At 65.0% G+C, this 18,896-nt stretch carries 18 protein-coding genes; 15 read left to right on the forward strand and 3 right to left on the reverse strand.

Annotation, left to right across the window (positions count from 1 at the left end):
* Positions 1-4 precede the first annotated feature (4 nt).
* Genes EB815_RS01010 through EB815_RS01020 form a run of 3 tightly spaced genes read right to left on the reverse strand, consistent with a single transcriptional unit; the run spans position 5 to position 4,773 of the window.
* Positions 5-1,336 (reverse strand): ActS/PrrB/RegB family redox-sensitive histidine kinase, encoded by a 1,332-nt coding sequence (locus EB815_RS01010; RefSeq protein ID WP_056569538.1) that lies wholly within the window; start codon positions 1,334-1,336, stop codon positions 5-7.
* A 26-nt stretch (positions 1,337-1,362) separates the two neighbouring features.
* Positions 1,363-3,825, reverse strand: a complete 2,463-nt coding sequence (hrpB, locus tag EB815_RS01015) for an ATP-dependent helicase HrpB (protein WP_056569535.1) — start codon at positions 3,823-3,825, stop codon at positions 1,363-1,365.
* A 57-nt stretch (positions 3,826-3,882) separates the two neighbouring features.
* On the reverse strand, positions 3,883-4,773 hold the full coding sequence (locus EB815_RS01020; RefSeq protein WP_056569532.1) for a DMT family transporter: 891 nt from the start codon (positions 4,771-4,773) through the stop codon (positions 3,883-3,885).
* A gap of 27 nt (positions 4,774-4,800) precedes the next feature.
* Here EB815_RS01020 and EB815_RS01025 point away from each other — a divergent pair, with 27 nt between their 5' ends.
* From EB815_RS01025 to EB815_RS01095, 15 genes are all read left to right on the forward strand, one after another.
* On the forward strand, positions 4,801-5,499 hold the full coding sequence (locus tag EB815_RS01025) for a PIG-L deacetylase family protein (RefSeq protein ID WP_056569529.1): 699 nt from the start codon (positions 4,801-4,803) through the stop codon (positions 5,497-5,499).
* A 234-nt stretch (positions 5,500-5,733) separates the two neighbouring features.
* Positions 5,734-7,065, forward strand: a complete 1,332-nt coding sequence (locus EB815_RS01030; RefSeq protein WP_056569526.1) for an ABC transporter substrate-binding protein — start codon at positions 5,734-5,736, stop codon at positions 7,063-7,065.
* A gap of 222 nt (positions 7,066-7,287) precedes the next feature.
* The gene (locus tag EB815_RS01035) at positions 7,288-8,235 is read left to right on the forward strand and encodes a carbohydrate ABC transporter permease (RefSeq protein ID WP_056570391.1); all 948 of its coding nucleotides are present in this window, start codon (positions 7,288-7,290) and stop codon (positions 8,233-8,235) included.
* Positions 8,232-9,182, forward strand: a complete 951-nt coding sequence (locus EB815_RS01040) for a carbohydrate ABC transporter permease (protein WP_056569523.1) — start codon at positions 8,232-8,234, stop codon at positions 9,180-9,182. Before EB815_RS01035 ends, EB815_RS01040 begins: the two co-directional genes overlap by 4 nt.
* On the forward strand, positions 9,179-9,385 hold the full coding sequence (locus EB815_RS01045) for a hypothetical protein (RefSeq protein WP_081294931.1): 207 nt from the start codon (positions 9,179-9,181) through the stop codon (positions 9,383-9,385). The genes EB815_RS01040 and EB815_RS01045 overlap by 4 nt, the downstream gene beginning before the upstream one ends.
* Before the next feature lie 2 nt (positions 9,386-9,387).
* The gene (locus EB815_RS01050) at positions 9,388-10,500 is read left to right on the forward strand and encodes an ABC transporter ATP-binding protein (RefSeq protein ID WP_056569519.1); all 1,113 of its coding nucleotides are present in this window, start codon (positions 9,388-9,390) and stop codon (positions 10,498-10,500) included.
* Entirely contained in the window at positions 10,493-11,506 is a 1,014-nt protein-coding gene (locus EB815_RS01055; RefSeq protein WP_056569516.1) for an ABC transporter ATP-binding protein, read from the forward strand. The genes EB815_RS01050 and EB815_RS01055 overlap by 8 nt, the downstream gene beginning before the upstream one ends.
* Before the next feature lie 70 nt (positions 11,507-11,576).
* Positions 11,577-13,220, forward strand: coding sequence for a dihydroxyacetone kinase subunit DhaK (locus tag EB815_RS01060; RefSeq protein ID WP_056569514.1), 1,644 nt, complete (start codon positions 11,577-11,579; stop codon positions 13,218-13,220).
* Between the two features lie 72 nt (positions 13,221-13,292).
* The gene (dhaL, locus tag EB815_RS01065; protein WP_056570387.1) at positions 13,293-13,895 is read left to right on the forward strand and encodes a dihydroxyacetone kinase subunit DhaL; all 603 of its coding nucleotides are present in this window, start codon (positions 13,293-13,295) and stop codon (positions 13,893-13,895) included.
* On the forward strand, positions 13,892-14,281 hold the full coding sequence (gene dhaM, locus EB815_RS01070) for a dihydroxyacetone kinase phosphoryl donor subunit DhaM (protein ID WP_056569510.1): 390 nt from the start codon (positions 13,892-13,894) through the stop codon (positions 14,279-14,281). The genes dhaL and dhaM overlap by 4 nt, the downstream gene beginning before the upstream one ends.
* Positions 14,282-14,300: 19 nt before the next feature.
* A complete protein-coding gene (locus EB815_RS01075; protein WP_056569508.1) occupies positions 14,301-14,603 on the forward strand; it encodes an HPr family phosphocarrier protein in 303 nt (100 codons plus the stop codon).
* Positions 14,604-14,770: 167 nt separating this feature from the next.
* Positions 14,771-16,345 carry a phosphoenolpyruvate--protein phosphotransferase gene (gene ptsP, locus EB815_RS01080; RefSeq protein WP_056570386.1) on the forward strand — a complete coding sequence of 525 codons (1,575 nt, stop codon included), beginning with the start codon at positions 14,771-14,773 and terminating at the stop codon, positions 16,343-16,345.
* A gap of 11 nt (positions 16,346-16,356) precedes the next feature.
* Positions 16,357-16,782, forward strand: coding sequence for a hypothetical protein (locus EB815_RS01085; protein WP_056569505.1), 426 nt, complete (start codon positions 16,357-16,359; stop codon positions 16,780-16,782).
* Positions 16,783-16,814: 32 nt separating this feature from the next.
* Complete coding sequence (gene dhaK, locus EB815_RS01090) at positions 16,815-17,801, forward strand: dihydroxyacetone kinase subunit DhaK (RefSeq protein WP_056569502.1); 987 nt, start codon at positions 16,815-16,817, stop codon at positions 17,799-17,801.
* Between the two features lie 71 nt (positions 17,802-17,872).
* Positions 17,873-18,886: a nucleotidyltransferase family protein gene (locus tag EB815_RS01095; protein ID WP_056569499.1), complete on the forward strand. Its 1,014-nt coding sequence runs from the start codon at positions 17,873-17,875 to the stop codon at positions 18,884-18,886.
* Positions 18,887-18,896: the final 10 nt, after the last annotated feature.

Raw genomic sequence — 18,896 nt, forward strand, 5'->3', positions numbered from 1 at the left:
CAATTTACGCAGTGTCAAACATGGTGGCGGGGGCCGTTTCCGGGTTCAGGAAGACTGTTCTCGGCCACGAAATCTGGACCACGGCGCCCTCGCCCAGGCCGCTTGAATTGCGGAAATCGAGCGCGGCACCCGAGCGTTCGAGCAGTGTCTTGGCAATGAAAAGGCCGAGCCCAAGGCCTCCACCAGCCTCCGTGCCCTGGCGGGTCGACATATAGGGCTCGCCGATGCGATCGATGATCTCGGGTGGAAAACCCGGCCCGTCGTCGATGATCGAAAAGGTGACGGTCGCCTCGTCCCAGCTCCAGCGCACGGTAACGCTCTTGCGAGCGAAATCGACGGCGTTCTCGACCAGATTGCCGAGGCCATAGATGACGCCGGGATTGCGGCGGCCGACCGGCTCGGGCCCGATGCGCTCGCCCGGGCGAAGCTTGATCGAGATGCCGAAGTCGCGATGCGGCGCGGTGACCTCCTCGACCAGCGAGGTCAGCGGCAGGCGGGAAAGATGCGCCTCGCCCTCGGACGACAGGCTGGTCAGGCGCTTGAGGATTTCGCGGCAGCGCTCGCTCTGCGAGCGCAGCAGCTTCACGTCTTCCCCGTATTTCGGGTCGCTGCCGAGCGCTTTTTCCATCTCCTTGGCGACAAGCGTGATGGTGGCGAGCGGCGTGCCAAGCTCATGCGCCGCGGCCGCCGCCAGGCCATCGAGCGCCGAAAGGTGCTGCTCGCGCTGCAACACCAGTTCGGTGGCGGCAAGCGCATTGGCCAGAAGCCGGGCTTCGGCGGCCACACGGAAGGCATACATGGCCGTGAAGGCGATCGAGGACAGCACCGCCATCCACATGCCGGCGACATAGATGAAAGGCATCGCCAGCGGCGCGCCTTCATACCAGGGCAAGGGCAGATGGATGAAAACCAGCAACGTCGCCGCGATCATCACCAGCCCGCCGAGAATGGCGGTCAGGCGCAAGGGCAGCGAGGTCGCCGAAATGACGACGGGCACGGTCATCAGCAGCGAGAACGGATTGGTCAGGCCGCCGGTCATGTAGAGCAGGCCGGCAAGCTGCAGGCTGTCGAAGATAAGGATGCCGAAAGCGGCTAACGGAGTGAGCCGGTGCGCGGCCGGAAAGCGGAACGCCAGGAACAGGTTCATCCAGGCCGAACAGGCGATCAGCGCGAAGCACAGGCTGACCGGCAGCGGGAATTTCAGGCCATAGGCGACGACGAGCACCGTTACGCTCTGGCCGACAATGGCAAGCCAGCGCAGCCGGATCAGCGTGTTGAGACGCAGCCTCTGGCTTTGCTGGAAATCGGGCGCACGCAAAACATTGATCATGGCCATGGATTACAGCCGCAGAGCGTCCAAGGCTAGGTCCCGCGCGGTTTAGCGCGGGCGGTAGCGGCGGCAAGCAGCGGATTCTCCGGCCAGACATGCTTGGGATAGCGCCCGCGCATGTCGGCGCGCACATCGGTCCAGGAGCCGCGCCAGAAGCCGGGCAGGTCGCGTGTCGTCTGGATCGGCCGGTGCGCCGGCGACAACAGTTCGAGCGTCAGCGGCACCGTGCCGTTGGCGATCGAGGGATGGCGGTCGAGGCCGAACAGTTCCTGCACACGAACCGCCAGCACCGGCCATTCGCCGTCATAGCGGATCGGCACATGGCTGCCCGACGGCGCGTCGAAATGCGTCGGCGCCAGGGTATCGACCTTGCGCTGGAGGTCGTGCGGCACCAGCGAGGCAAGGCCGGCCGCAAGAACCCCGGAATCGACGGCGGCCAGGGATGCGGCGCCTGACAGGAACGGCAGCAGCCAGTCGTCGAGGCGCTCGATCAACGCTTCATCCGACATATCGGGCCAAGGCGCTCCGAGGCCGCGATGCAACCAGGACAGCCGCTGACGCAGCGTCTCGGCCTCCTTGCTCCAGCTCAGCAGCGACAGCCCATGCTCGCGCAAGGCGTCAAGAATGGCGCGGTCGGCCTCGGCGCCTGAAGGAGCGGGCAACATGCGCTCCGCGAGCGTGATGGCGCCCAGGCGAACGGTCTCGCGCACCCGCACGGCGCGCCGGTCGCGATCGAAGCTCGTTTGCCGGCGCGTTTCGATCCGGTCGGCCAGCGTGGCGCGGATGTCGTCCTCGCCAATTGCCGCGGCCGCGGCGATGCGCGCGTTCTGCGCCTTGCCCTGGAGGTCGGCGACAACCAGGAACGGCTCGCCCGCCAGCGGGTCGGCGGCATCGAGCATGGCGCCGGAACCATTGGCCAGCACGAAGCGGCCGCGCTCGCCCCGCGCCTTGGCGACGCGGTCCGGCCAGGCGTGAATGAGCAAGGGACCAGCAGGAACAGCCGCGCTGTCCTTCGCGCCGCTCGCCTGTCTTGCCAACCGCTCCGCCAGCTGCCGCGCGGCGACGGCGCGCGGCGATCTTTCCGCGCGAAAGCGCATCAGCCGCCGTTCGAGGTCGGCGCCGTCGCCACCAAGGCCGCGCTCGGTCAGCAGTACGGCCAACATAGCCGCCTCCCCGGCATGGCCGCTCCTCGCCGACTCGGCGACCATATGCGCGAGCCGCACCGGCAGAGCGAGCTTGCGCATGGCCATGCCCGCTTCCGTCAGGCGGCCTGCCCCGTCGAGGGCGTCCAGCGCGCGCAGCAGCACCCTCGCCTCGTTGAGCGCCGGCGCGGGCGGCGGATCAAGGAAGGCGAGCGCCGTTGGATCGGCAACACCGAAGGCGGCGCAGTCGAGCAGCAGGCCCGACAGATCCGCCTCGAGAATTTCCGGCGGCGTGAACGCGGGAAGCGCCGCCGTCTGTTCGGCGCGCCACAGCCGGATGGCAACGCCGGCCTGCGTGCGCCCGGCGCGGCCGGCGCGTTGGTCCGCGGAAGCCTTGCTGACACGCACGGTTTCCAGTCGCGTCAGTCCGCTCGCCGGCTCGTAGCGCGGCAGCCGCGACAGGCCGGAATCGATGACGACGCGCACGCCGTCGATGGTGATCGAGGTTTCGGCGATGGACGTTGCCAGCACCACCTTGCGGCGACCGGGCGGCGCGGGCTTGATCGCGGCGTCCTGCGCCTTGCCGTCGAGCTGGCCATAAAGCGGCACGATGTCGGTGTCGGCGCCGACCTTGTCGGCCAGCCGTTCGGCCGTGCGCTCGATCTCGCGCTGGCCGGGCAGGAAGGCGAGCACGCTGCCGCTTTCGTCGGCGAGTGCAGCGCGGATCGCCTTGGCCATGGCGTCCTCGATCGGAATACCGGCCGGCCGTTCGTCGTAGCGGATGTCGACGGGAAAGGCGCGGCCCTCGCTTTCGATCACCGGCGCGCCCGACAGGAGCTTGCCGACGCGGGCGCCGTCCAGCGTCGCCGACATGACAACCAGGCGCAGATCCGGCCGCAGCGCGCCTTGCACGTCGAGCGCCAGGGCAAGGCCGAAATCACCGTCCAGCGAACGCTCGTGGAATTCGTCGAAAATGACCGCCGAGACACCGGGCAGTTCGGGATCATCGAGGATCATGCGTGCCAGCACGCCCTCGGTGACGACCAGGATCCTGGTCCGGGCCGAGGTGCGGTTCTCCATGCGCATGGCATAGCCGACCGTACCACCCGGCTCCTCGCCCAGCAATTCGGCCATGCGCCGCGCGGCAGCGCGGGCGGCGAGCCGGCGCGGTTCGAGCAGAACGATCCGGCCGCTTCCCAGCCAGGACGCGTCCAGCAGCGCCAAGGGCACCAGCGTCGTCTTGCCGGCGCCGGGCGGCGCCACCAGCACGGCGCTGTTGCCATTGCCAAGCGCTTCGCCGAGCGCCGGCAACACAGCTGTGACCGGAAGCTCCGGCAAGGGTTTCGTCTTCATCGCGCCCGCATATCAGCGGTCCCGGTCGCCGTGCAACTTTATCGCGCTAGCGCCTGGTCAAAGCCGGGTCCGCGAAAACGGGTTCCAGCGCACCGTGCCGAGCCTCACCTCCTCGCGCACCATCGTCAGCAGGCCGGAAGCGCCGACAACCGCGAGGCCAACCAGCGACAGCCAATCGGGATATTCCTGGAAGAACAGCGCGCCGAGGATGACCGCCCACACGATCTGCGAATAATGCGTCGGCGCGATCCGGTTGGCGGGCGCGTATTTGGCCGCCAGGAGCTGCATGAGCTGCCCGCCGGCGGTGAAGGCGCCGGCCATCGCCAGCCAGACGAGCTGCACGGCATTCGGCAAGGTGAAGGAGCTGGCGGCGGCGCCAGCTCCGTTGAACAGCAGGCCATAGCCGACAAGCACGCCGAGCATCGATGTGCGCTTCTCCTGCTGGGCGAGCGAGCGCAGCAGGATAACACTGGCCGCGGCGAGAAAGGCGTTCACGAAGGCGGCCAGATGGCCGAGGTTCAATTCCCGGAAACCCGGCCGCACCACCAGCATCACCCCGGCAAAGCCGGCGACCACGGCCAGCCATCGCCAGGGGCCGACCTTTTCCTTCAGGATGACGGTGGACAGGATGGTGACCAGCAAAGGCGCCAGGAAGATCAGCGCGTAGACTTCGGCAAGAGGAATGTGGGTGAAGGCGTAGACGCTGAGCACGCCCGACGCGATGCCGGCCAAGGCTCGCGCCTGCACGGCCCATGGCCGCTTCATGCGCCAGAAATCGCGCCAGCGTTCACCCGCGGGGCGGCTGAAGAACAGGAAACAGCCGGCGAACAAGGTGGAGAAGAAGCCGATCTCGAAGACGGTGAACTGTCCGCCCAGGCTCTTGATCACGGCATCGCTGCCCGAATAGCTTGCATAGGCGATCAGGGCGAGCAGGATTCCGTTCGGCACGTTTTTCCATTTCCGGGAGAGAGTAGCTTGAGAATATTGGCGCTCGGTGCGCATCCGGACGACATCGAGATCTTCATGTTCGGTACGATGGCCGCCTATGCGGCGCAAGGCGCAGAACTCACTTTTGCCGTGGCCACGGATGGTGCCAGGGGCGGCAAGAGCGATGCCAAGGTCCTCGCGCGTATCCGTCGCGAGGAAGCGACGGCGGCGGCCGCGCTGCTGGGTGCTGCACCGCGCTTCCTCGACTTTCCCGATGGCGAACTGGTGGCCGATGCGGCGCTGATCGGCGCGCTGAAGGCGCTTGTACGCGAAACCGGGCCGGACCTGGTCATCACGCACGCGCCCAACGACTATCACGCCGACCATCGCGCGCTGTCGGACGGCGTGCGCATCGCGGCCTCGTTCGCGGTTCCGGTGCTGCACGCCGACACGATGGGCGGCACCGGGTTTTCGCCGACGCACTATGTCGATGTTTCCGCCTACCGGGATGTCAAGACCCAGGCGATCCGCGCGCACCACTCGCAACGGCCGGAGCAATATGTCGACAGGGCGCGCATCCAGAATGAATTCCGCGCCGGCCAGTGCAACAGCCTCCCCGGTTCACTGGCCGAGGCCTTTCGCTTCGAGCCGACATTTCCCTTCGCCGACATACGCGCCTTGCTGCCGCCCGCGCCGCCGGTCCGGCCGGTGACGCCACAACCCAACGCCATCGACCAAGCCAACTGAGCGGCTGCCGGAAAAACTCTCCGGCGGTCATTTCCCAACGATTTCAATCACCCGTTTCGTCATGTTGCGGCGCAGCAACGAATTCGCTTGCCTTGTTTAGTAAAAATTGCATCACTAAACAAATTACTAAACATCCGCGGTGCCGAGACACCGCCATGTTTAGGCCTCTGAGGAGAGAGGTTCGAGGGCTCTTGAAACCGTCATCCGGGCGTGTTTCGCAAATGGGAGGAAGACATGAAATCGAGCTTGAAATTGGCGTTGGGACTGGCCTCGGCGATTACAGCGTCGACAGCCGTCTCGAACGTCGCGCACGCTGAAGACCTGACGCTGTGCTGGGCCGCATGGGACCCGGCAAACGCGCTTGTCGAACTGTCCAAGGATTTTACCAAGGAAACCGGCATCGGCATGAAATTCGAATTCGTGCCGTGGACCAACTATGCCGACCGTTTCCTCAACGAGCTGAACTCGCACGGCAAATTGTGCGACCTGATCATCGGCGACAGCCAGTGGATCGGCGGCGCGGCCGAGAACGGCCACTACGTCAAGCTGAACGACTTCTTCGACAAGGAGAAGATCAGCATGGACGACTTCGTGCCGGCGACCGTCGTCGGCTATTCGGAATGGCCGAAGAACACGCCGAACTACTGGGCGCTGCCGGCCATGGGCGACGTCGTCGGCTGGACCTACCGCAAGGACTGGTTCTCCAAGCCCGAGCTGCAGAAGGAATTCAAGGAAAAGTATGGCTGGGATCTCGGCCCGCCGGCCACATTCGACCAGCTGAAGCAGATCGCCGAATTCTTCCAGAAGCGGCAGATCGACGGCAAGACCGTCTATGGCGCCTCGATCTACACAGAGCGCGGCTCCGAAGGCATCACCATGGGCGCCATGGATGTGCTCTACAGCTACGGCTTCCAATATGAGAACCCGAAGAAGCCTTACGAGATGGAAGGCTTCGTCAATTCGCCCGACGCGGTCAAGGGCCTGGAATTCTACAAGGCGCTCTATGATTGCTGCACCCCGCCAGGCGCCTCCAACAGCTACATGGGCGAAGGTGTCGATGCCTTCAAATCCGGCCAGGTGGCGATGCACATGAACTTCGCCTTCACATGGCCCGGCCTGCAGAAGGACGAGAATGTCGGTGGCGACAAGATCGGCTATTTCGTCAATCCAAAGGGTCCCGGCGGTGCACAGTTCGCACAGCTCGGCGGCCAGGGCATTTCGGTGGTCTCCTATTCCGACAAGCAGGAATCGGCGCTGAAATACGTCAAGTGGTTCGCCAACAAGGACGTGCAGGCCAAATGGTGGTCGCTTGGCGGCTATTCCTGCCTGAACGCGGTGGTGAAGGATCCGAAGTTCCCAGCCAGCCAGCCCTACGCGCAGGCCTTCCTCGACTCGATGGCCATCGTGAAGGACTTCTGGGCCGAGCCGAGCTACGCGCCGCTGCTGCAGGCCTCGCAGAAGCGCTTCCATGACTATGTCGTTGCCGGCCAGGGTTCGGCCAAGGATGCGCTCGACGGCCTGGTCAAGGACTGGACCCAGGTGTTCCAGGACGACGGCAAGATGTAACCGGCTCCTCCCGAGCTAAGACCCAAGAGCCGGATGATTTCTGGGCAAATCGACCAGAGATCATCCGCCTCCGGCCTCAACGAGAGAGAGCAAGATGTCGTCCGAAAACCGCCTCACACTTTTCGGCATCGTGCTCTTGGTCCCGTGCCGCCCTTGGCACGGGACGCAGTTCAGATAAATTCCATGACAGAGACGACCCAAGTGACCGAAGCAGGACTGACCATGCTCAATCGGACCGCGGAGAACGTTGCCCGGGCGACCCCGGAACCGTTGGCCCGCAAGGTCCGTGGCATCAGCGACAAGGGCCTCGCCTGGCTGTTCATCTCGCCGACGATCCTGTTGCTGCTCGCCATCAACATCTTCCCGTTGTTCTGGGCGATCTATCTGTCCTTCACCAACTACCGGGCCAATCGGCCGAACGAGGTGGTGAAGAATCTCGGCTTTGCCAATTACCAGCGCATCCTCGGCGACCAGGACATCTGGATCGCCATGCAGACGACCGCGCATTTCGTATTCTGGACCATCCTCTTGCAGACGCTGATCGGTTTCACGCTGGCCTGGCTGATCGACCGCAAGTTCCGCGGCCACGCCTTCTGGACGACGTTGATCCTGGTGCCGATGATGCTGTCGCCTGCTGTGGTCGGCAACTTCTGGCGCTTCCTCTACGAGCCGCAGATAGGCTTGTTCTCCTATGTCATCTCGTTCGTCAGCGGCATTCCGCCGACGAGCATCCAGATGCTCTCCAACGTCGAGCTGGCGCCGTGGTCGATCGTCATCGTCGACACATGGATGTGGACGCCCTACGTGATGCTGATCTGCCTGGCCGGCCTGCGCTCGATCCCCGAATACATCTACGAGGCGGCCGAGGTCGACCGCGCCTCCAACTGGCGGCAATTCTGGTCGATCACGCTGCCGATGGCGCTGCCCTTCATCATGCTGGCGGTGCTGTTTCGCGGCATCGAGAACTTCAAGATGTTCGACATGGTCAATCTCTTGACCGGCGGCGGGCCGGGTTCGACCACCGAGGTCGCCTCGATCACGCTGAAGCGGCAGGCCTTCGAGAGCTGGCGCACCGGCTATTCCTCGGCGTTCGCCATCATCCTGTTCGTGGCGGTGTTCGGCCTCGCCAACATCTACGTCAAGGCGCTCAACAAGGTGAAGCAGAGATGAGCCTGACCACAGCCCATTCGGTCGTCGCCCCTTCGGCGAACTCGAAGCGTATCGCCGGAGCGATCATCATCGCCTATGCGCTAATCTCGATCGTGCCGCTGTTGTGGATCTTCGCCACCAGCTTCAAGACGCCGCCGGATTCGATCGCCTATCCGCCCAAGATCGTCTTCCAGCCCAGCATCGAGGGCTACTGCAACCTGTTCACGACCCGGACAAGGCAGACGCCGGAATACATCAACTCGCTCGGACCGGCGACCGGCTTCTGCGACGAGACGGTGCGCAAGCGCAACATGGTGATCGCCGGCCCGTCCAACTTCCTGCCGCGCTTCGTCAACTCGCTGATCATCGCCTTCGGCTCGACCTTCTGCGCGGTGTTTCTCGGCACACTGTCGGCCTATGGTTTCTCGCGCTTCAAGGTGCCGCTCGCCGACGACCTCCTGTTCTTCATCCTGTCGACGCGCTTCATGCCGCCGATCGCGGTCGCCATCCCGATCTACCTGATGTACCGCGAGCTTGGCCTGTCGGACACGGCACTCGGCATGATCTTGCTCTACACGGCGGTCAATGTCTCGCTGGCGGTGTGGCTCCTGAAAGGCTTCATCGACGAGATCCCGCGCGAGTATGAGGAAGCGGCGATGATCGACGGCTATACGCGGCTGCAGGCCTTCTGGCGCACAGTTTTACCACAGGCGACCACCGGCATTGCCGCGACGGCGATCTTCTGCCTGATCTTCGCCTGGAACGAATACGCCTTCGCCGCACTGCTGACATCGGGCACCGCGCAGACCGCGCCGCCCTTCATCCCGACCATCATCGGCGAAGGCGGCCAGGACTGGCCGGCGGTTGCGGCCGGCACGACCATCTTCCTGGTACCGATCCTGGTTTTCACCATCCTGCTTCGCAAGCAATTGCTGCGCGGCATCACCTTTGGCGCGGTGCGCAAATGAGCATGACCAAATCAGTCAAACGCAAATCGCGCTGGCCGGCCTGGGCCCGGCGCGGCGTGATGGAAAACATCGCGACGGCGCTGATCGCCATCGGCTTCCTGATGTTGTTCCAGCCCTTCGCGCTGTCGCTCTACACCTATTCCTTCATCACCATGCTAGCCGGCACCGTGATGTTCATCATCGTCTCGAAGTTCCCGGAATAATCATGGCCGAAATCCGCGTCCAGAATTTGAGAAAGGCCTTCGGCGATTTCGTCGCCGTGCAGGATTCCAACTTCGTCGTCGAGGATGGCGAGTTCTTCGTCATGCTCGGGCCGTCGGGCTGCGGCAAGACGACGACCTTGCGCATGATCGCAGGGTTGGAACTGCCGACTGGCGGCCAGATCCTGCTCGGCGGCGACGACGTCACCATGCTGCGGGCCCGCGAGCGCGACATCGCCTTCGTCTTCCAGCTGTTCGCGCTCTATCCGCACATGAATGTGCGCAAGAACATCGGTTTTCCGCTGCTGGCACAAGGCATGCCGTCGGCCGAAATCCGCAGCCGCGTCGAGGAGACGGCAAAACTCCTGCGCATCGACCATCTGCTCAACAAATCCGTCTCCGGCCTCGCCGGCGGCGACCGCCAGCGCGTCGCGCTCGGCCGCGCCATCGTGCGGCGGCCGAAGTGCTTCCTGATGGACGAGCCGCTGGGCACGCTCGACACCGAATTCCGCGACCTGATGGTCCATGAATTGCGCGAACTGCACAACCGCATCCACGCCACCACGGTCTATGTCACGCATGACCAGATGGAAGCGATGTCGATGGCCGACAAGATCGCCGTCATGAACCACGGCGTCATCGAGCAGTTCGGCAGTCCGCGCGAAATCTACGACCGACCGGCAACCATGTTCGTCGCCGACTTCATCGGCTCGCCGCCGATGAACTTTCTGGGCTTCGGCGGCGGGCTGGCCAAGGGCGCCAGGGAAATCGTCGTCCAGGGCGCGAAAGTCACGGTGCCGGAAGTGCGCGAGGACATCGCGCCGGCCGACATGGCGCTCGGCATCCGGCCCGAACACATCCGCTTCGACGATGCCTCGAAACTGCGCGGCGCCATCTACGGCACCGAATATCTCGGCACCACCCAGATCGTCGCGGTGGAAACGGCGGACGGCATCATCAAGGCGCGCGTGCCGGCCGAAATCCGGCTCAACGCTGGCGATCATGTCGGCCTGGCCCTGAACAGCGCGCGGCTGTCGCTGTTCGACAAGGGCTCCGGCAGGGCGGTCAAAACCGCGATCCACGATACCGCCTCTCAGGGGAGAGCGCAGCATGGCTGACGTGCACATCAAGAACGTGACCAAGAGCTTTGGCGAACATGTCGCCGTCGACGGTCTCGACCTGCACATAGCCGATGGCGAATTCGTCGTGCTGCTCGGACCGACCGGGGCCGGCAAGACGACGACACTGCGGCTGATCGCCGGGCTGGAGCGCCCGGACAGCGGCACCATCGAGATCGGCGGCCACAACGCCACGACGCTGTCCCCGGCGGAGCGCGACACCGCCTTCGTGTTCCAGCAATATTCGCTCTACCCGCATCTGTCGGTGTTCGACAATCTCGCCTTCCCGCTGCGCTCACCGGCACGCAAGATACCGGAAGACCAGATCCGCCGCCGCGTCGAGGAGGTGGCGAAGATGGTGCGTATCCACCACAAGCTCGCCAACCGCTCGACCAGACTGTCCGGCGGCGAGATGCAGCGCGTCGCCATCGGCCGCGCGCTGGTGCGCAAGCCGGCGATCTATCTGATGGACGAACCTCTGTCGTCGCTCGACGCCAAGCTGCGAGCGGATCTCAGGCTCGAATTGAAGCGCATCCAGTCCGAACTCGGCGCCACCATGCTCTATGTCACCCACGATCAGATCGAGGCGATGACCATGGCCGACCGCATCGGCATCCTCGCCGACGGCGTGCTGGTGCAGATCGGCACGCCGAGGACGATCTATTCGGAGCCGGCAAACCTGCATGTCGCGGCAAGGCTCGGCCAGCCGGCGATCAATCTTCTGCCGACCGGCCTGCTGCCCGATGGCGGCGCGCCAGCGGGCACCAAGACGATCGGCGCGCGCACGGAGCATCTGACGATCGAAAAGGCGATGAATGGCCATGCCGACGGCGTCGTCGACTGGGTCGAGCATCTCGGCGACCAGAACCATCTGCATGTGACGGTGGGGCCAAGGAAACTGGTGACGCTTACCGATCCGGACACCGATCTGGCGCAAGGCGACAAGGTGATGATCCGCTATCGCTCGCCGCTCTATTTCGGCGCCGACGGACAACGGTTGATGTGAAGAGGTTCGGCGCTCCCACTGAGGGTTCACCCCGCCTTTGATTGACGATTGCGAATACGGGACGAATTCGATGAAGCACTTTTTCAACCGCCGGGAAACCATCGTCACCGAGGCGCTGGACGGCCTGTTGCGGACGATCGGATCGGGCGATCTCGCGCGCCTCGACGGCTATCCCGAGATCAAGGTCGTGCTGCGTGCCGATTGGGACAAGTCGAAGGTCAGCGTCGTCTCCGGCGGCGGCGCGGGGCACGAGCCCTCGCATGCCGGCTTTGTCGGCAAGGGCATGCTGACGGCGGCGGTCTCGGGCGAGATCTTTGCCTCGCCGAGCGTCGAAGCGGTGCTTGCGGCCATCCGCGCGGTCACCGGCCCGGCCGGCTGCCTGCTGATCGTCAAGAATTACACGGGCGACCGCCTCAATTTCGGCCTGGCGGCCGAGAAGGCGCGCGCCGAAGGTTTTCGCGTCGAGATGGTGATTGTCGGCGATGACATCGCGCTTCCCGACATCGCCCAGCCGCGCGGCGTCGCCGGTACGTTGTTCGTGCACAAGATCTCAGGCCATCTGTCGGAGGCCGGCCATGATCTGGCCGGTATCGCGGCGGCGGCGCGGGCGGCGGCAAAGGATATCGTCTCGCTCGGCATCTCGCTGTCTTCCTGCTCCATTCCCGGCCAGCCGCACGAGGAACGGTTTGGCGAGAACGATGGTGAACTCGGCCTTGGCATCCATGGCGAACCGGGCGTCGAGCGCATCGCGGTGCAAAGCGCGGACCGGCTGGTGGCGATCATGGCCGAGCGCCTGGCAGTGCTGCTCGATCCGAGGGCCAGCCATGCCTTGCTGATCAACAATCTCGGTTCGGTGCCGCCGCTCGAAATGTCGCTGGTCGCCAACGCGGTGCTCGCTTCATCACTCGCCAGGATGGTCAAGCTGACGATCGGCCCCGGTCCGCTGATGACGGCGCTCAACATGAACGGCTTCTCGCTGTCGCTGATCCGGCTCGATCCAGCGCGCGAAGCCGCCTTGCTGGCGCCGGTCGGCCCGCACGCCTGGATGCCGGCACGGCCGGTCGCGGCACCTGCCATCGTGCCGATGGCGAAGGCAGCCGGACAAAGTGCCGCGCACAGGGCCAGCCAGGATGCCGGCACCAGGCGCCTGATCGTCACGGTCTGTGAAAAGCTGATTTCCCTGGAAGCGACCTTGAACGGTCTCGACGCCAAGGCAGGCGACGGCGACACCGGCTCGACCGTGGCGACCGGAGCGCGCAGTATCCTCGATCGGCTCGACACGCTGCCGCTGGCCAATCCCGCGGCGACCCTTGGCGCCGTCGGCGACACGCTGAGCGCATCGATGGGCGGCTCCAGCGGGGTGCTGCTGTCGATCTTCTTCACGGCGGCGGCGCGGGCGCTGGACGGCGGCGCCAGCCTGCCCAAGGCGCTGCTCGCCGGACTTGAGCGAATGACCTTCTATGGCGGCGCCAAACCGGGCGACCGCACCATGGTCGATGCGCTCGAGCCGGCGCTCAAGACGCTCGACGGCAACGGCCCTGGCGAAGCAGCGATCGCGGCCCGGCGCGGAGCCGAGGCGACGGCCGCCATGGAGAAGGCAAAAGCCGGGCGGTCCGCCTATGTCGGGACCAAATTGCAGGGCGTGGTCGACCCCGGCGCCCATGCCGTGGCCGAGGTTTTCGCAGCCGTCGCCGCGCTGCTCGTCACGGCCTGACACATGCACCCGTTGTCGAATGACCGTTCTTTCGCTACTGCCGGCATGGTGAAAACCGGGAATTTGGACGACATGACGGCGTTGAACCTTGCCGGGCTGATCGCGGCAGCCGCGGATACGATTGCCGCCCATGCCGAGGAATTGACGGTGCTCGACCAGGCGATCGGCGACGGCGACCATGGGCTGAACATGAAGCGCGGCTTCGAGGCCGTGCGGGCCGAGGCTGGCGTGTTCGCCGCGAAGCCCTTGCCCGAGGCCCTGAAGGCGATCGGCACCAAGCTGGTGATGACGGTGGGCGGTGCTTCCGGTCCGCTGTTCGGCACATTGTTCATGGCGCTGGGCAAGGAAATTGCGGCGGAGCCCGATCGTGCCGATTTGACGGCGGCCTTCGGCAAGGCGATCGAAGCGGTGGCAGCGCGTGGCAAGTCCCAGGTCGGACAAAAAACCATGCTCGATGTGCTGCAACCGGTGCATGACGCCTTGGCGGGAGGCAAGACGGCGGCGGAAATCGCCGACGTCGCCGACGCCGCCGCCGATGCGACCGTGCCGATGAAGGCGCTACGCGGCCGCGCCTCGTTCCTTGGCGACCGCTCGATCGGTCATATGGATGCCGGCGCGCGCTCGACCGCACTGCTGGTGCGCACGTTGGGGCAAGCGATCGGGGAAAGCGCATGAGCAATGTCGGGATCGTGATCGTGTCGCATTCGCCGCTGGTCGCGGAGGGCACGGCCGACATGGTACGCCAGATGGTGGGCGACGAAGTGCCGCTTGCATGGTGCGGCGGAAACGGCCATGGCGGGCTTGGCACCAGTGTCGAGGCGATCATGGGTGCCATCGACAAGGCCTGGTCGGAGGCCGGTGTCGCCATCCTTGTCGATCTCGGCGGAGCCGAGACCAATTCGGAAATGGCGGTGGAAATGATCGGCGAGCCGCGGGCGCAGAAGATCACCGTCTGCAACGCGCCGATCGTCGAGGGCGCGGTGATGGCGGCGACCGAATCCTCCGGCGGCGCCTCGCTGAAGGAAGTGGTGGCGACGGCGCATGAATTGTCGCCGTCGTGAGTGAACGGGATTCCTGAAAATGTCCGCAGCCGCCGAAGCGACCGTCCTGATCACCCACGATGTGGGCCTGCATGCGCGTCCCTCGGTGAAGTTCACCAAGCTGGCCAAGACCTTTGCCGCCGACGTGGAAATCGCGCTTGCCACCAACGGCCCATGGTTCGACGCCAAGAGCATCGTCAAGGTGATGGCGGCCAAGGCGCCAAAGGGCACGGTTTTGCACATCAGGGCCAGAGGCAGCGGCGCCGATGATGCCGTGCGCGCGCTGATCGACCTGGTGCAGCGCGATTTCGACGAGGACGCCGGTCATGTCCGGTCGGCCTGACGCTGGCGCGCGCCTTCGCCTGCCTGCAGGAGCGGTGTTGCGTCTCACGGAAACGCTGAACCGCTCCAGCATCTTCTTCTTGCGCAATTCCCAAGGGCGAAGCGCTATGCGCTTTGCCCGGGAAAACCGCTCACACTTTTCCTGGAATTGCTTTGGGAATGCGGGCCATGCGGATTGAGGGTGTTCCGGCCTCGGCCGGCTATGCCGAGGGGCCGTTGTTCGACCTCGACCGGCCGCCGGCCATCTATGCAAGCAAAGCCACATCAGCGGAAGAGAAGACGTCGCTGGAAGCCGCGATCGGCAAGGCGGTAAGCCGGCTTGCGGCAATAGTCGAAACCGCCGACAGCGACGCCGCCGGCATACTCGAATTCCACATCGCCATGCTGGAGGACGATGCACTGAGCGGACCAGCCTTCGCGTCGATCGCGTCCGGACGGACCGCCGACGCGGCATGGCGGGAGGCGCTCGACGCCGAGATCGCCGGCTACGAGGCCTCCGACCAGGATTATTTCCGCGCCCGCGCCACGGACCTGCGCGATATCAGGGACCAGGTGCTGCGCGCGCTGACCGAGGACGGTGGCGCCACGGCGCCGACCGGTGCCATCCTCTGCGGCGAGGACATCGCGCCGACGCGTTTTCTCGAAACCGACTGGAGCCATGGCGGCGGCATCGCGCTGAAGGCGGGCAGTACCGCCAGCCATGTCGCCATGCTGGCTCGCTCGCGTGGCGTGCCGATGGTGGTGGGGCTGCGCGAACCGCTTGCCGGTCTTGCCGGCATGGCGCTGCTCGACGCCGAACACGGCAATATCGTCCTGGCGCCCTCGCCGGCGGAGATCGGATCGTTCCGGCGGTCGTCCTCTTCCTTCACGGCCCGACAAGGCAAGGCGAGGACTTTTCTGGCACGGCCGGCCGCGACAAGAGCCGGCACGGCGGTGCGGGTGCAGGTCAACATCGCCGACCCGTCCGATGTCGACGCCCTGGATATCGCGACCTGCGACGGTGTCGGGCTGATGCGCACCGAATTCCTGTTCGGCCGGATATTGCCGGATGAGGAGACGCAGTATCGTGCCTATCGCAAGGTGCTTGAGTGGGCTGGCGACAAACCCGTGACGATCCGCACTGTCGATGCCGGCGGCGACAAGCCGGTGCCGGGCTTCACCGTCGAGGAAGGCAATCCGTTCCTCGGGCTGCGCGGGATCAGACTGTCGCTGGCGCGGCTCGACATTTTTCGCGTGCAGATCAGGGCATTGCTGCGCGCCGCGCCGCACGGCAATCTCAGGGTCATGTTTCCGATGATCGCCATCGCCGATGAGTATGAGCGCGCAGCCGCTTTGTTCGCCGAGGAACAGGCAGCCCTTGCCGCCCGCGGTGTCGCGCACAAGATGCCGCCGCTCGGCATCATGGTCGAAGTGCCTTCGGTCGCCATCGCGCCGGAAGCATTCTCCGGCGTCGCCTTCTTCTCGATCGGCTCCAACGACCTGACGCAATATGTGATGGCGGCGGCGCGCGACAATGCCGCCGTGGCACACCTCAATTCGGTCCGCCATCCGGCGGTGCTGCGGCTGATCGGCTCGGTCACGGCCTTTGGACGGGAGAACGGCATTCCGGTCAGCCTGTGCGGCGATGCCGGCGGCGATCCGGACGCGATCCCGTCGCTGCTCGAAGCAGGCTTGCGCGATCTGTCCGTCGCGCCGGCGCAACTCGCCATGGCCAAGGCGGCCATTTCAGATGTTTCGGTGTAGGCGCGGCTGGCATGGTCGACATCAAACCCGAACCCGGTTCCGAAGAGGCGATCCGCGCCTACAAGACGATCCTGTCGCAGGTCATCGACCAACGCCCGTCCGGCATGCGCCAGCGCCTCGCCGACGCGCTCGGCAAGCACCGCAGTTTCGTGACGCAGATCTCCAGCCCCGCCTATACGATCCCGATACCTTCGAAACATCTGCCTTCGATCTTTTCCGTCTGCCATTTCAGCCCGGCCGAGCGGGATCAGTTCCTCGCCGCCTACCATCAGGCGCATCCGGGAAAGATGTCGGTGGCCGCTGGCATGCGCAAGACCCGGCACGTTTCGCTTGTCGTTCCCGATTTCGGTGACGACAAGCAGAATGCGGCGCTCGACCGGGCCATCAACGAATTCATCCAGAAGATCACCAGCATCGCCGGCAAGGGTGGCGGCTGATTATTCCTTGCCGGGCTGTTTGGGAGGACGCCATGAAGAAATTTATGAACGCGGTGGACACGGTGCTGACCGAGAGCCTCGATGGTTTCGTGGCCGCCCATGCCGATATACTGGTGCTTGGCGAGGATCACAAATTCGTCCGTCGCAGGACCTTGCGGCCGGGCAAGGTGGCGTTGATCTCGGGCGGCGGCTCGGGCCACGAGCCGCTGCATGGCGGCTTTGTCGGCCATGGCATGCTGGATGCCGCCTGCCCCGGCCAGGTGTTCACCTCGCCGACGCCGGACCAGATGCTGGCGGCGGCGCAGGCCGTCGACACCGGGGCCGGTTGCCTGTTCATCGTCAAGAACTACGAGGGCGATGTGATGAACTTCGACATGGCCGCCGAAATGTCGGAAGGCGTCCTGCAGGTGGTGACCAATGACGACGTCGCCGTCGAGAACTCATCCTATACGACCGGCAGGCGCGGCGTCGCCGGCACGCTGGTGGTGGAAAAGATCGTCGGCGCGGCGGCCGAGCATGGCCTGGCCCTGCCCGTGCTGAAGACGCTGGGCGAGCGCGTCAACGCCGCCACCCGTTCAATGGGTGTGGCTCTGACCAGCGGCACCGTGCCGGCCGCGGGCAAGCCGACCTTCGAGATCGGCGACGGCGAAATGGAATTCGGCGTCGGCATCCATGGCGAACCCGGCCGTCGCCGCGACAGGTTGAAAGGCGCCGATGCGATCGCCGAGGAAATCTGCACCGCGATCCTGGGCGATCTTGGTGACAAGGCGACAGGCCCGGCGCTGTTGTTCGTCAACGGCTTCGGCGGCACGCCGCTGATGGAGCTCTATCTGATGTATAATAGCGCCCGCCGGATTTTCGAGAAGCGGGGCGTGACGGTAACCCGCTCGCTGGTCGGCACCTATGTCACCTCGCTCGATATGGCTGGCTGTTCGATCACGCTGACCATGCTCGATGACGAGATGACCGGCTGGTGGGACGCGCCTGTCCATACGGCGGCACTGCGCTGGGGCATGTAGGACTGGCTTCCACAGCGCTTTTCTGCAACCATCCTGGACATTCCCCTCAGCGATAAGATTTGTCCGGCTTGATGCTGCCATCACTCACCTCCGCCGAAGAAAGACTGCTGCTGCGCTTCGCCGATCCGGAGGCGGCGGCAGTCGAGGACAATTTGTCGGCAAAATCTCTGTCCGCGCTGCTCGAAAATGCCGAATTCCACGGCATCCTGCCGATCATGCTGCGCAAGCTCAGGGAGCGCGGCGATGCACGCCTGCCGCCGGACGCCGGCTTGCGGGACAAGCTCGACGATTTGCGCCAGAAGGCGACGATCGCCACCGGCCAGTCGATGCTGCTGCAATATCATGGCGACCGCATCATGAAGGAGATGGCGGCGCGGGGCATTCCGGCGCGGATCGTCAAGGGACCGGTCTTCGCGCGAAAGCTCTATCGCAACGTGTCGGACAGGCCGTTCACCGACATCGACATCCTTGTCGAACCCGCCAACCTTGCGCGGGCAAACCAGGTGATCGCGGCATGCGGCTTCGAACTCGGCAGTGACGAAGCCAAATCCTACCAGCTGCAGGAATTCAAATGGCTGGAAAAGGAGAATTCCAGCCTGCTGGTCGAACTGCATGGCGACCTGGTGCACGACACCGGCATGCGGCGGCGGCTGTCGCTGGGGTTCCGCGAACTGGGCGTCATCGACGGGGACGCGACGGACACGCCGGCAGCGCTTTTGACGATCGCCATCGTGCACGCCGCCGGCGGCCACAAATTCCACCGGCTGCAGCTTTGCGTCGACGTGCTGCAAGGGGTGCGGGCGCTGCAATCAGCCGAATCGGAGAGCCGCCTGCTCGACGCCGCCCGCATGACCGGCATCGAGCTCGAACTGGCGATCGTGCTCAATGTTACCGGCCAGTTGTTCGGCGAGGGTCGCGCGCTTGATCTCGCCGGCCGGATCAAGCCCGATCTCTCGATAAGGCTGGCCAAGCGGCTGATCACGACGAACACGCTGCTCAGGGTCAATTCCCGGGAGAAGATCGGCTCGCGTCTGCGGCGCGATGCCTTCCGCTGGATCCAGCGGGTGGCCAAGGCCAGGCCATAGGCCGCTTGAA

It is taken from the genome of Mesorhizobium loti, from assembly GCF_013170705.1.
Taxonomy (GTDB): domain Bacteria; phylum Pseudomonadota; class Alphaproteobacteria; order Rhizobiales; family Rhizobiaceae; genus Mesorhizobium; species Mesorhizobium loti_D.

Excerpts from the sequence above, each read along its gene's own strand:
- EB815_RS01010 (WP_056569538.1), bottom strand. The coding sequence starts at position 1,336 with ATGGCCATGATCAATGTTTTGCGTGCGCCCGATTTCCAGCAAAGCCAG.
- ptsP (WP_056570386.1), top strand. The coding sequence starts at position 14,771 with ATGCGGATTGAGGGTGTTCCGGCCTCGGCCGGCTATGCCGAGGGGCCG.
- EB815_RS01085 (WP_056569505.1), top strand. The coding sequence starts at position 16,357 with ATGGTCGACATCAAACCCGAACCCGGTTCCGAAGAGGCGATCCGCGCC.
- EB815_RS01055 (WP_056569516.1), top strand. The coding sequence starts at position 10,493 with ATGGCTGACGTGCACATCAAGAACGTGACCAAGAGCTTTGGCGAACAT.
- EB815_RS01040 (WP_056569523.1), top strand. The coding sequence starts at position 8,232 with ATGAGCCTGACCACAGCCCATTCGGTCGTCGCCCCTTCGGCGAACTCG.
- dhaM (WP_056569510.1), top strand. The coding sequence starts at position 13,892 with ATGAGCAATGTCGGGATCGTGATCGTGTCGCATTCGCCGCTGGTCGCG.
- EB815_RS01050 (WP_056569519.1), top strand. The coding sequence starts at position 9,388 with ATGGCCGAAATCCGCGTCCAGAATTTGAGAAAGGCCTTCGGCGATTTC.
- EB815_RS01095 (WP_056569499.1), top strand. The coding sequence starts at position 17,873 with ATGCTGCCATCACTCACCTCCGCCGAAGAAAGACTGCTGCTGCGCTTC.
- EB815_RS01060 (WP_056569514.1), top strand. The coding sequence starts at position 11,577 with ATGAAGCACTTTTTCAACCGCCGGGAAACCATCGTCACCGAGGCGCTG.
- EB815_RS01075 (WP_056569508.1), top strand. The coding sequence starts at position 14,301 with ATGTCCGCAGCCGCCGAAGCGACCGTCCTGATCACCCACGATGTGGGC.
- dhaL (WP_056570387.1), top strand. The coding sequence starts at position 13,293 with ATGACGGCGTTGAACCTTGCCGGGCTGATCGCGGCAGCCGCGGATACG.
- EB815_RS01035 (WP_056570391.1), top strand. The coding sequence starts at position 7,288 with ATGCTCAATCGGACCGCGGAGAACGTTGCCCGGGCGACCCCGGAACCG.
- hrpB (WP_056569535.1), bottom strand. The coding sequence starts at position 3,825 with ATGAAGACGAAACCCTTGCCGGAGCTTCCGGTCACAGCTGTGTTGCCG.
- dhaK (WP_056569502.1), top strand. The coding sequence starts at position 16,815 with ATGAAGAAATTTATGAACGCGGTGGACACGGTGCTGACCGAGAGCCTC.
- EB815_RS01030 (WP_056569526.1), top strand. The coding sequence starts at position 5,734 with ATGAAATCGAGCTTGAAATTGGCGTTGGGACTGGCCTCGGCGATTACA.
- EB815_RS01045 (WP_081294931.1), top strand. The coding sequence starts at position 9,179 with ATGAGCATGACCAAATCAGTCAAACGCAAATCGCGCTGGCCGGCCTGG.